11 protein-coding genes are annotated in these 12232 nt (G+C 64.7%); 6 read left to right on the top strand and 5 right to left on the bottom strand.

Annotated features, from left to right (window positions below):
- The first annotated feature begins 60 nt into the window (after nt 1–60).
- The 3 genes from AC6JA3_RS15530 to AC6JA3_RS15520 all read left to right on the top strand — a co-directional run bounded on the left by AC6JA3_RS15530 (nt 61) and on the right by AC6JA3_RS15520 (nt 2833).
- Nucleotides 61–483: a J domain-containing protein gene (locus tag AC6JA3_RS15530; RefSeq protein WP_497920253.1), complete on the top strand. Its 423-nt coding sequence runs from the start codon at nt 61–63 to the stop codon at nt 481–483.
- Nucleotides 480–857 (top strand): hypothetical protein, encoded by a 378-nt coding sequence (locus AC6JA3_RS15525; protein WP_026542908.1) that lies wholly within the window; start codon nt 480–482, stop codon nt 855–857. The genes AC6JA3_RS15530 and AC6JA3_RS15525 overlap by 4 nt, the downstream gene beginning before the upstream one ends.
- Before the next feature lie 644 nt (nt 858–1501).
- Entirely contained in the window at nt 1502–2833 is a 1332-nt protein-coding gene (locus tag AC6JA3_RS15520; protein WP_497920252.1) for a cell division protein PerM, read from the top strand.
- 41 nt (nt 2834–2874) lie between these two features.
- Here the strand turns inward: AC6JA3_RS15520 and AC6JA3_RS15515 are convergent, their stop codons facing one another.
- Entirely contained in the window at nt 2875–3324 is a 450-nt protein-coding gene (locus AC6JA3_RS15515) for a CD20-like domain-containing protein (protein ID WP_026542906.1), read from the bottom strand.
- 11 nt (nt 3325–3335) lie between these two features.
- On the opposite strand from AC6JA3_RS15515, the gene purN reads away from it, so the two are divergent.
- Nucleotides 3336–3905, top strand: a complete 570-nt coding sequence (gene purN / locus AC6JA3_RS15510; RefSeq protein WP_497920251.1) for a phosphoribosylglycinamide formyltransferase — start codon at nt 3336–3338, stop codon at nt 3903–3905.
- Between the two features lie 133 nt (nt 3906–4038).
- Here purN and AC6JA3_RS15505 read toward each other — a convergent pair whose 3' ends face one another.
- From AC6JA3_RS15505 to AC6JA3_RS15495, 3 genes are read right to left on the bottom strand one after another with little or no spacing between them, the layout of a single operon-like run.
- Nucleotides 4039–5391 carry an MFS transporter gene (locus AC6JA3_RS15505; RefSeq protein ID WP_026542904.1) on the bottom strand — a complete coding sequence of 451 codons (1353 nt, stop codon included), beginning with the start codon at nt 5389–5391 and terminating at the stop codon, nt 4039–4041.
- Nucleotides 5392–5442: 51 nt separating this feature from the next.
- The gene (gene murQ, locus AC6JA3_RS15500; protein WP_497920250.1) at nt 5443–6393 is read right to left on the bottom strand and encodes an N-acetylmuramic acid 6-phosphate etherase; all 951 of its coding nucleotides are present in this window, start codon (nt 6391–6393) and stop codon (nt 5443–5445) included.
- Nucleotides 6368–7312, bottom strand: a complete 945-nt coding sequence (locus tag AC6JA3_RS15495; protein WP_497920249.1) for an N-acetylglucosamine kinase — start codon at nt 7310–7312, stop codon at nt 6368–6370. Before AC6JA3_RS15495 ends, murQ begins: the two co-directional genes overlap by 26 nt.
- Before the next feature lie 795 nt (nt 7313–8107).
- Between AC6JA3_RS15495 and AC6JA3_RS15490 the strand changes: the two genes are divergently transcribed.
- Both AC6JA3_RS15490 and purH read left to right on the top strand, forming a co-directional pair.
- Nucleotides 8108–8566, top strand: a complete 459-nt coding sequence (locus tag AC6JA3_RS15490) for an endonuclease domain-containing protein (RefSeq protein WP_497920248.1) — start codon at nt 8108–8110, stop codon at nt 8564–8566.
- Nucleotides 8567–9014: 448 nt separating this feature from the next.
- On the top strand, nt 9015–10685 hold the full coding sequence (gene purH / locus AC6JA3_RS15485) for a bifunctional phosphoribosylaminoimidazolecarboxamide formyltransferase/IMP cyclohydrolase (protein ID WP_497920247.1): 1671 nt from the start codon (nt 9015–9017) through the stop codon (nt 10683–10685).
- A gap of 228 nt (nt 10686–10913) precedes the next feature.
- On the opposite strand, the gene AC6JA3_RS15480 is transcribed toward purH, so the two are convergent.
- Nucleotides 10914–11918 (bottom strand): trypsin-like serine peptidase, encoded by a 1005-nt coding sequence (locus AC6JA3_RS15480; RefSeq protein ID WP_026542899.1) that lies wholly within the window; start codon nt 11916–11918, stop codon nt 10914–10916.
- Nucleotides 11919–12232 lie beyond the last annotated feature (314 nt).

Genomic DNA, 12232 nt, shown 5'->3' with positions numbered 1-12232 from the left:
GATGGCCCCCGGTTCAGCCGGGGGCCATCTCCAACTCCGCGGCAGAAACCGGAACCAGCAGTGAGTATCAAACCTGACCACTACGCGACTCTTCACGTGTCGCCGGACGCGACGACCCGTGAAATCACGCGCGCCTACCGCACGCTGCTTCGGACTCTTCACCCGGACACCCGCCAAAAGGTCGACGACGGCGGCACCACCTCCGCGGCCGACCTCCAGGAACTGCACGCCATCATGCAGGCGTTCGTCGTTTTGTCGGACCCAAGGAAGCGGGCGGCTTACGATCATGCGCGGTCCGGCACACCCGGCCCCCGGGGCGGAAGTTCGTCCGGAACCGAGGGTACGCCGGTGAAAGTCCGGGTGCACCGTAATGAGACTTCACCCAAACCCGCCGGGAGCGCTCAGGAGTCACCGCTGACTTTTGGACCGCCCCGCTGGGAACCATCGGTCCGCAAATTGAGATCACCAAGGAGTCATTCATGAGCGCCTGGCGTCCGTACGACGGCCACATCATTCCTGCGTTCTACGAGCGGTTCGAGAAACGCTGGGGGAGGGGAACGGCGCCTTTCCTGGACCCCGAAGTCCATGAACAGCCGATGCCCCGTGCCCAGTGGATCAATCCGGACACCGGCGCTGCGGTTGCCGTGGTGCCGATCTGGACCGAGGACCCCGAGCACCGGTCTTTCGGCGTGTTCTACCTTCCGCCGGCCGGTGACATTTGGATGCTCCGGCCCGGACCCACGACCTTTCTTGAACCCACCGGGGGCGCCAGCCGGGAGCAAGTGACACTCCGCAACGACGCCTTCAAGAAGGCCGTCAATCACGCCAAGGAGTTCATCTACGGGCCGCAGCTCTAGCGGACGCCCGCGAGGGGTTAGCTCTCGGCAGTATGTGGGCCTCAAAGTGCTGAGATGTCGCCCCTCGGCGGTGTGGTGGGGTGAGTGCTTGAGTTAGCCAGCCGGCGTCGTGGGTTGGCTCGCGAGGGGTTAGCTCTCGGCAGTATGTGTGGGCTTCAAAGTGCCGAGAGGTCGCCCCTCGGCGGTGGGGTGAGGGGCGGTGGGGTGCGCGCTTGGGCTGCCGAGCCGCCGTCGTGGGTTGGCTCGCGAGGGGTTAGATCTCGACCGTAAGAAGGTCCCAAAGTGCCGAGATGTCGCCCCTCGGCGAAGCGAGAGGGGAGGTGGGGTGCGTGCGGCGGGGCAAAAAGAAGGCTGGTGCAGCCTATGGAGAGAATCCGTTGGCGGCTGCACCAGCTGCTAGTACGACTTTCTGTTATGAGTTGTGACACCGATCCATTGGCCGCTCCTAGTTCCCGGCTTCGTTTGTTTCCGGGCCTTGCAAAGTTTGCGCAGGTGGGGCGGAGCTGAGGTGGTCGTTGAGGGCTCCGTGCCCCGGGAGAACACCTCCCATTTTACGGCCGCCGCACGGAAAAAGCGCTGGAATTCGCGGTATTTCAGGGGCGCCTGCGGGGTGGGAGCGGCCCGCCGTGGCACGATAGATCACGATGAAACTGCGCGCTGATCAGACCGGAAACCGTGGCCTCCCGATGCCCCTTTGGCTCCAGGGTGGTTTGGAAGCGGCGCAGGCGGCGTTCATTTCGGCCATCGTGGTGGTGTTGCCGCTGGTGGGCGTCTGGGCAACCGATGGTTTCCAGGACCGCAACGTCGACTCCCTGGCCCGCTTGGGCGGACAAGCCTGGCTGCTGATTCATGGCGTCCCTCTGGAGCTGGCGCAGGTCAACATCGGTACCGCGGCCCAGCCAGGTTCGGGGTTGCTCTCCCTGATTCCGCTGGGCCTTACGCTCATCCCGTTCCTGCTGGCGTGGCGCGCGGGTCGTCGGCTGGCCCGGGCTTCCTACACCGACCAACTGTGGCAGGCATTTCTCGGCGCCTTCGTGGTGTACGCGGCGTTCGGGGCCGCAACAGGTTTCGTGTGCCGCACCCCCGAGGTTGTCATCAACCTGTGGTTCGCCATGACCATTCCGTTGGTTTCGTTTGGCTTGGGCATGATCGTGGGCGCGCGACGAGAGGCCGGCTCCTGGAGCCGCCTGATCGGAGTCGACGCCGTCGCCTGGCTTGCGAAGACCAGCCAACATTCCCGTTGGGCGGGCTCGTACGTGGGCTCGGCATTGAAGGCCGGGTTCGTTGCGGCCATGGCTTCGGTCAGTTTGGCCGCACTGCTTTTGGCGGTGACCATCGTCTGGCACTGGACGGACATCATCGCCGTCTACGAGGGCATCCAGGCCGGCGCGCTCGGCGGGGCCGTCCTCACCATCGCGCAGCTGGGCTTCCTGCCAAACCTCGTCATCTTCGCCCTTTCCTGGTCCACGGGCGCGGGCTTCTCGCTCGGCATCGGCTCCACAGCCGGTCCGTTGGGCACAGCGGTGGGGCCGCTCCCCGCGGTCCCCGTTTTGGGCGCCCTCCCCGCAGGACAGCTCGACGCCGGAGCCATGGCACTTGCGCTGCCCGTTGTCGCCGGAATCCTGGCCGGCTGGTGGTTCCTCCGTGAAGGCGAGAACCATTTTGACGAGTGGCTCTCCATCAAGATCAAGGCCCGCTGGTTCACCGCGGCCGCGTCAACTCTGTTCCTGGGTGCGTTCATTGGTGCCGTTGCGGGTCTCCTGGGTGGTGCCTTGGCATGGATCGCCCGCGGTTCGGCCGGTATTGGGCGGCTAACCGAAATCGGACCCCATCCGTTGTTGACGGCAGTCTGGCTGGCCGCGGAGGTGGGTATCGGCGTCGTTATTGGCTACGCGGTGGGGCCTTGGCTGGAACGCAGCCAGAAAGAGCGCGAGGCGAACCTCGACGAAGCAGCGTACGACGGCGAACACGCCTGAGCGGATCGGCGCCCCTTACGCCGGGCTGCTCCGGTATCTGCTTAGCGCAGCGGTCCCGGCATGGAGTTCTCGAGCTGCGTCAGGCACTGCGACTTGGCGGACTCCGTCAGCGCCCCGCGGGAACAATCCTGGTACGTGCTGACCTGGTTGAAGAAAAGCACCGACGTCAAGATCAGCAGGCACATCACGGCCGTGACCACCAGTCCGGAAATTGTCCCGAAAAGAATCAACCGCGGGTGCTTGTATTTCAGAGTGCGCACCAGCACGACGATCCCCAACACCAAACCCGCGAGCGTCAAAATGGCGCTCAACCAGACGTAGTTCACGTTCAGGGAGAACACGAAGAACGCACCCAAAGCTGTCAGAAGGAAAGCGCGGAACAGGATTTGGGTCACGCCGAGGGCTGACTTTTCGGCCTCGGAGCGGGGTTGCTGGCTCGGCTTGGGACCGACGTCGGGATTCATGTTTTCCAGCCTACGCGAGCCGCCCATAAGCTAGTGCAATGCGCATTGTTGTCCTCGTCTCCGGTACCGGTTCCAATCTTCAGGCAGTCATCGACGCCGTGAAGTCGGGTGAACTGGATGTCGAGATCGCCGCTGTGGGCGCCGACCGCCCTGACACGTACGGCGTGGAGCGTTCTGACGAAGCCGGCATCGAGACGTTCGTGGTCAACTTCAACTCGTTCGAAACCCGTGCTGAATGGGACACCGCCCTGCGGGACAAGGTGTTGTCCTACGCCCCCGACGTCGTGGTGTCCTCAGGGTTCATGAGGATCGTCAGCGAAGACTTCATCAGCGCTTTCGACGGCAAATACGTCAACACACACCCCGCGCTGCTCCCGTCCTTCCCGGGTGCCCACGGTGTCCGCGACGCGATGGCCTATGGCGTGAAAGTCACGGGCTGCACCGTCCACTGGGCCGACGCCGGCGTGGACACCGGGCCCATCATTGCCCAGGAAGCGGTGACCGTGCTTCCGGAGGACTCCGAGGAATCCCTGCACGAGCGCATCAAGGTAGTGGAGCGTCGCCTGCTGGTCCAGACCCTCGCAGACCTCGCGGCCGCCCCCGCGTAGGTCCACACCCGCGGAGGCCGCCCCCGCGTAGGCCCCCACCCGCATAGGCCCGCGCCCCAAGTACGTCGCAGATCAGGTGGTTCCCAGCCCCGGGAACCACCTGATCTGCGTATTAGTCGGGTGAAGCCGCGGATTAGGAGAGCTCGCGCTGCTTCGTCTCCGGGGCGAAGAACGCCATCCACAGCACGGACAGCAACACCAGGCCACCAGCCATCGCGAACGACTGAGCCAACCCAAACTCGGGCCAGAAGAACGAGGCAAACACCAAGGGACCAAAGCCTGCGCCGATCCGGGAGAACGTCGAAGCCCAGCCGAATCCCGAGCCTCGAAGCTCGGTCGGATAAAGCTCAGAGACGTACGCGTACAGGACCGGGATGGCCACCTGGACCACGAACCCGAACACCAGCAGCCAGAACACCGCAGCCGAGGGCACATCCACCACGAACGCCACGATCACCAGTGTCAGCGCGGACAAAGGACCAGTAATCGCGAGGATCCACTTGCGGCCCACGCGCTCCACCAGCAGCGCCGCGACCACCACGCCCAAGAGTCCGACGGCGGCCATGCTCGCCGTCGTGACGAATGCCTTGTACTCCTCGAAACCGGCACCTATAAGAATGCGCGGCATCCACGTGAGCGACAAGTAATAGACCAACAGGATGCTGAAGAACAGGGCCCATGCAGCAGTGGTGATCTTCCAGTTGAACTGCCAAATCCGCCGCAGCTGTGCCCACGCACTGCCGGGGGAGAGGCGCGGAGCGGCTTGCGGTTCGGGCAGGCTGTAAGCGCGCGGCGAAGCGCCGGTGGCCTCCACTAAGCCATCGATCACGGCCGCGGCCTCGGCACGGCGGCCCGCCCGGATCAGGAACAGCGGCGACTCCGGAACCGAACGCCGGATCCAGAAGACCAACAAAGCGGGCAGCACCATGATCAGCATGGTGAGCCGCCAGTCCCCGAAGGCCGCCACCAGCCCGGCGGAGACGAAGCCGCAGAGCGCAGCACCGATAGGCCACCAGCCATCCATGGCCGTGAGCACCTTGCCACGTTGCTTCCGGGGCGTGAACTCGCCCACCAGCGCGTAGTCCACGGGGATGCAGCCGCCCAAGCCGAAGCCGGCCATGAAACGGAAGATGCAGAACCACACGATGTCCGGGGCGAAGGCACCCAGAACCGTGAAGATGCTGAAGATCAGGAGGGTGGCAGTGAACGCCTTTTTACGGCCGATGGTGTCCGCAATCGTGCCCCACGCGAACGCGCCCACGGCCATGCCAATAAGGTTGGCCGTGCCGATCCACGCCGCATCAGCAGCTTGCAGCGACCAGTGCTTGGACAGCAGCGGAATCAGGATGCCGTTGAGCGTGACATCCCAGGCATCGAACATGAATCCAAGCCCGCCGATCACGAAAATCCGTCCTTGGACCTTCCACCGCCACGGCAGTTCCTGCACAACTTGCTCGCCGCTGGGCACGGCTGTGTATGTATTCATTGGGCCTCCTGCATGCAACTTTATGCGCTGCGCACGGTGCGGAAGTCCGCGTTACTTCTGGTTCTCGATGGCCCGTCGCAGGAAACCACCGGCTGCTTCCAAAGCACCCTTGGCTTGACCAGCCTCGATACCGGTCAGGAGCACCAAAATGGCCGCCTTTACCGAACCACCCACGGAGTCCAAAGCCGCAGCAGCTTCCTCGGCAGAGACGCCGGTAGCGTGCTGGACGGTGCGCTGGGAGCGGGCCAGCAGCTTCTCATTCGTGGCGCGAAGATCCACCATGAGGTTCCCGTACGTCTTGCCGAGTTTCACCATCACCAACGTACTGATCATGTTGAGGACAAGTTTCTGGGCCGTCCCTGAGTTCAGCCTTGTAGAGCCGGCAATGAACTCCGGACCTACAACAACTTCGATCGCTGCATCCGCGACGTGGCTTACGGCCGAACCCTTGTTGCACGCCAGCGACGCCGTGAACGCGCCCCTCTTCCGTGCTTCTTCCAGCGCGCCGATCACGTACGGCGTCCTGCCGGAGGCGGTAATACCCACGACGGCGTCCGCTTCAGTGACGTTGATATCGTGCAGGTCCCGTGCCCCGGCAGTTGCGTTGTCCTCGGCGTACTCCACGGGGTGCTGGATCGCTTTGGTACCGCCCGCGATGAGTCCGACGACGAGTCCCGGCGGGGTGCCGAACGTTGGCGGGCACTCGCTTGCGTCAAGCACACCGAGACGCCCAGCCGTGCCGGCTCCCACGTACAAAAGGCGGCCACCGCGCTGGAGCCGCTCCGCAACGGCGTCGACCGTTTGGACAATTGCGGGACTGGCAGCCTCAACGGCAGCGTGTACTCCTGCACTGTGGGCAAGCATCGCGGCGACCAGTTCCTCGGTGCCCAGGATGTCCAGGTTTTCCAGGCCTTCTGCCGTGGCCTCGGTCGCCAACCCGGCGAGTTCCGTGCGCAGGCCCGCTAGTTTGTCGGCGTTAGTCGGGCCAGTTTGTTCCGTCACGGTGGATGTACCTTTCCTGGATGAGCCCGCGGCGCGTCGCAGCGAGGGCAGCACCGTCCAAGCCATCGCCGAGCGGTGCAACCACCTCAATCCCAGCCGAAGCGAGGGACTTCCGCAAGAGCGACGCGAAGAAGTCCGATCCCACCACTCCGCCCAGGAGCGCCACGCGGGACGAACCGGCCGCCTCGCCGTTGGCCAGCTTCACGGTGCGGGTCAGGATGCGGCACGCCTCGCCGATGATGTCACGCGCGACGGCGTCGCCCGCCTCCGCTGCGTGCAGAACCAGCGGCGCGAAACGGGCCATGGCGCGGTAGGGGTTCTCATGGGCGGCGAGCCACCCCGGGAGCATCGCCGGCGACTCAACCAGAGCGGCCGCTGCGGCCGACAACGAGGTGGCCGGGCCGCCGTCGTGCGCTTCAAGAACGGCCTGAAGTCCTTGCTGTCCGATCCACCGTCCACTGCCTCGGTCCCCCAGATAGGGTCCCCAACCGTCGGCCCGGTGCAGGACGCCGGCTTCATCGAAACGGAAGGCCACGGCACCGGTACCCACAATGAGCGTGGTCCCCGGGGCGCCCTGGAGTGCGCCGAGCTGGGCGGCGGTGGCATCCGAGAGGACCGCGGCCGGGACACTGAATCTCCTGGACAACATGGTGGCGAGTTCCTGCGACTTCTCCGCAGATGCTTCGACCCCGGCCACCGCGGCACCCACGCTGGTCACGGCACCGACGGGCAGGCCGGGCGGCAACATGCTGAGCGTTTCGAGAAGGAGCTCGAAGGCCAGGGTGGGCCCGTTGTCCACGTGCACGCCGGCGAAGCCGTGCTGGTCGGCAGCTCCCAGCAATTCAGAGCCGCTGCGCAACTCCACGCGGCAACGGCTCTTCCCAACATCGGCAACAAGAACAACCTCGGTGGCTTCCATGGATCAACCCTATGTTGCGAGGCCCGCTCTGCAGGGTTTGGGGCCCGTTTAGTGGGCAGAGTGGGCCTCGCAGTGGGTGGGCCCCCTCGTTGTGGGGCCCGTTCTGCAGGGTTCGGACCTCATTTAGTGGGCAGAGTGGGCCTCGCAGTGGGTGGGCTCCTTTCGTTGTGGGGCCTGTTCTGCAGGGTTTGGGGCTCGTTTTGTGGGCAGAGTGGGCCTCGCAACGTAGGGAGCACTTCTGTGGAGGAACAGTCCCTGCGCCCTCCAGAGGCCAAATCTGTGGATAACGCAACGCCGCCGACCGTTTCGCGCAAGCATGGTCCAATGCGCAAACCGATGCCCCTGCCGCCCGCGATCGACCCCGAAGGCTTCCTGGTCAGCGATGCCTACGCCGCCGGAGTCCCACGCGGGAGGCTGCAATCAGCGGGCCTCGTCACACCTAGCCGGGGTATCCGTCTTAACCGAAGCGCTCGCCTGAACGTTGCCCTACTTGCCCGGCTGCATACGGCAGTCACTCCCAGGTGTGCGGTCAGCCATGTGACCTCTGCGCTCCTCTGGTCGATTCCCCTTCCGATATATCTGGAGGAGGAAGGCAACAACGGCTCTATTCATGTGACGCGACGACACGAGATTGGGCGAGTCAAACGTAGGGGAGTGATCGGGCATCGGGCCCCGCTCTTGGCCAAGGATGTTCGTGTAGTCAACGGGGTGCAATTGACGTCGCCTGAGTGGACATGGCTGGATTTAGCCCGGCACATGGGGCGGTCTTCGCTTGTGGCGGCCGGAGACTTTTTGTTGGCTCGGGAGAATCCGCTGTCATCGATCGAGGCCATCCAGGAAGTCATTGACCGGCGACCCAAAGTCAAGGGAATCAGGATGGCCCGGGAGATACTGCCGTTGCTTCGCGTTGGGGTCGACTCTCCGCAGGAATCCAGGCTGCGGTTGAAAATAGTCGACGCCGGGCTGCCAGAACCAGCGGTTACGCAGCCGGTCTTCGATGAACACGGTAGGTATGTATCCACGCCGGACCTTCAGTACAGGGAGTACAAAATTGCCATGGAGTACGAGGGCGACCATCATCGCTCCGACCCCGTGCAGTGGGGCAAAGACATCGAACGTGACGACCGGCTTCGGTCTATGGGCTGGATCGTGCTCAGGTTCTCCGACGGTCAAATGAAAAGTGGATGGGCCAACGCGGAACGTAAGGTGCGCGATGCATTGGTGTCGCGCGGGTGGCGGGGTCCGGCGTCGTAATCCTTGGGTCGGGCCAAGGGTGTAGTGCGGGCCTCGCAACGCGGGGGGTGGGATTTGTGGGGCCGGGTGTGCCGGGTTTGGGCCGGGCCAAGGGTGCGGAGTGGGCCTTGCAACGCTGGGGTGGGATTTGTGGGGCCGGGTGTGCAGGGTTTGGGCCGGGCCGAGGGTGTAGTGCGGGCCTCGCAACGCGGGGGTGGGATTTGTGGGGCCGGGTGTGCAGGGTTTGGGTCGGACCGAGGGTGTGGTGCGGGCTTCGCAACGCTGGGGGTGGGATTTGTGGGGCCGGGTGTGCAGGGTTCGGGCCGGGCCGGGGGTGTAGTGCGGGCCTCGCAACGGAAGGGTCGCAAAGACGCAAAACGGGGCCATTCCCGAAACGCGATAAACTCTCCGTATCCCACCACCCGCGAGACTACCCGCGATATCTACGCGAACTAAGACGGAGACTTTTGTGAGCTTGACGCAGCTTGACCGTGTTCCCATCCGCCGTGCACTGATCTCGGTTTACGACAAGACGGGACTGGAGGAGCTCGCGAAGGGCCTGCATGCAGCCGGCGTCGCCATTGTTTCCACCGGCTCCACCGCCAAGAAGATCGCCGCCGCGGGCATCCCGGTGAAGGAAGTCGAAGAAGTCACCGGCTCCCCGGAAATGCTGGACGGCCGCGTCAAGACCCTGCACCCGCGAGTGCACGGTGGCATCCTGGCCGACCGCCGCGTCCCGGCCCACATGGACACCCTGGCCGGCATGGAGATCGAAACCTTCGACCTCGTCGTGGTCAACCTGTACCCGTTCGTCGAGACCGTTAAGTCCGGTGCGCCCCAGGACGATGTTGTTGAGCAGATCGACATCGGAGGCCCCGCCATGGTGCGCTCGGCAGCGAAGAACCACGCCGCCGTCGCCATTGTCACGGACCCCAACTTCTACGGCGCAGTAGTCGACGCCGCAGCTCACGGGGGCTTCGACCTGAACACCCGCCGCCGCTTGGCTGCCAAGGCCTTCGCGCACACGGCCAGCTACGACAACGCTGTTGCTTCCTGGACTGCCAGCCAGTTCCTGGACGAAGACGGCGACGGCATCATCGACTGGCCCGCCTACGCAGGCCTGTCCCTGGAACGCTCCGAGGTCCTCCGCTACGGCGAAAACCCGCACCAGCAGGCCGCGCTTTACGTGGACAAAGCTGCCCCCGCCGGCATCGCCCAGGCCGACCAGCTGCACGGCAAGGCCATGAGCTACAACAACTTTGTCGATGCGGATGCCGCCCTCCGCGCTGCCTTCGACTTCGCCGAGCCTGCCGTCGCGATCATCAAGCACGCCAACCCGTGTGGTGTGGCTGTTGGTTCCGCTGACGCTGCAGACCCGATCGCGGACGCCCACGCCAAGGCCCACGCTTGCGACCCCGTCTCCGCTTTCGGCGGCGTCATTGCGGCGAACCGCACCGTCACCGCAGGCATGGCCCGCACGGTTGCTGACATCTTCACCGAGGTTGTCATCGCCCCGGACTTCGAGCCCGAAGCGGTGGAGATCCTCTCCAAGAAGAAGAACATCCGCCTCCTTGCCCTGCCCGAGGGCTATGGCCGCTACCCGTCGGAGATGCGCCAGGTTTCCGGCGGCGTCCTGGTCCAGATGTCCGACAAGGTAGATGCCGACGGCGACAACCCGGCCAACTGGACGCTCGCTGCCGGCGAAGCCGCAGACGAAGCAACGCTCGCGGACCTCGCCTTCGCCTGGACCGCTTGCCGCGCCGCCAAGTCCAACGCAATCCTGATCGCCAACCACGGTGCAGCCGTGGGCATCGGCATGGGCCAGGTCAACCGCCTGGACTCCTGCCGCCTGGCCGTCGAGCGCGCCAACACGCTGGGCGTGACGGTGGAATCCGACGTCGAAGGTGCCGGCGGCGCGTCCAACACCAGCGGCGGCGACGCACCTGAGCGTGCCCGCGGCGCCGTTGCATCCTCGGACGCGTTCTTCCCGTTCGCTGACGGGCTGCAGATCCTGATCGACGCCGGTGTCCGCGCCGTCGTCCAGCCGGGCGGTTCAGTCCGCGACGAGGAAGTCATCGCCGCAGCCAACGCTGCCGGTATCACGATGTACTTCACCGGCGCACGCCACTTCTTCCACTAATCCCCACCGCCGCACTAACCCTCGCTGCGCTTCGGCCAGGGACCGGGCGGCGTGGGCCGCCTGGCGCGCAAGCGCTGAGCACCACAGCGCACCAAGCACCTCAACGCGCTCAGCACCGCAACGCACCAAGAACCACAACGCAACGGCGGCCGCCCCCGGTAGGGGACGGCCGCCGTCGTGCTTTATCCGCACATTCTTAACAGGGACGTGCGTGGCAATTCAGGAGCGCTACGAAGCCGCTGCTGCGGTGTTGTACGTGGACTGGATGACGGTGCCCCAGTACGGGCCGTACATGGTGCTGGAGTTGCTGCCGTATCCGTAGCTGTTCACGGAGTTCTGGTAGCCGGAGGAGCTGGTGCCGATGAACCACGGACCGCCCGAGGAACCACCGGTCATGTTGCAGGGGATTCCCTGGCTGTTGAACTGCGGGTTGTAGGGATCGTTGGTGGCCTTGCCGGAGCAGCTCTTGAGCGATTCACCGTTGAAGGGCGAGGCTGCCGGGTAGCCGAAGGACTTGTAGCTCAGGCCGCGGGCGGCGTTGAACTGGACGCCCGAGGAACCGACGACGTCGGCGAGCTTCTGGCCGTTGAGGGTGTTCATGACAGCGAAGGCGGTGTCGTACTGCATGTTGCCATTGGAGGCCCACTGGGTGGGGGAGTACAGCGCCTTTGCCGTCCACTTCCCATAGGGTGCCGCGCCGTTGAGGTAGGCAGGCACGAAGACGAAGTTGGTTGCGTAAGCGCCGGGGCCTTCGTTGACGCAGTGGCCGGCAGTGGAGACCGTGCTCTTGTTGGCTGCGGTGACGGAGTTTCCGGAGCAGACGTAGTTGGAGCCGCCAAGGGTGAAGAAGATCTTGCCGATGTGCTTGACCGGAGTTTCGCTCTGGTTGACCTTGCGGTCGATGGTTGTGGAATCAGCTGCGGGTGCCTGGCCGGCGATGCTGCTCACGGCGCCCGGGGCTTCAGTGACCGGGGCTTTGCCGACGTTGAGGAGTTTGCCGCGTTCAAGTGCTTTTGCGGAGAGGATCTCACCGGACTTGGCATTCTTCATGCGTTCCGGCGTCCAGTAGTCGGCAGCGCCGGTGTCCGACACTGCATGGCTGCTGACCGCAGCGCCGCTGGAGTCTGTGGTGTTGACCGGTGCCGCGTTGGCGCTGGTGGTTCCAACCAGCGCCAGGATTGCGGCAGCGGACAGACTCAGCAGGCTTGTGGCCAGGGTCTTGGTTTTTGTCACGTTGTTCCTACCTATCGAGGGAGTGAGGCGGCCAGTGATGGCGACCGCCGACTGACGCAATTGAAGTTACCCAACGTGTGACAATTTTGTAAAGAGATGTTTCAGACTTTGTGATAATTTGCTGTCACTTGCTTGTCGAGGCCGGGCGGGCCATGTCACCGCACCCTCGTCGGGGGAGCCCGGAGAAGCGCACGACGGCGGCCGGCAGCGGCGGCGGCCAGCCCGCCGTCGGGCGTGGGTCCTGTTGTGAGCGGTAACGCAGAGAGTGATCCCGGACACGAAGGGCCGCCAAAACGGTCTACTCGGGTAAGTTA

It is taken from the genome of Arthrobacter sp. TmtSoilC79, from assembly GCF_059739405.1.
This window is presented reverse-complemented; position numbering and strand designations above follow the sequence as displayed.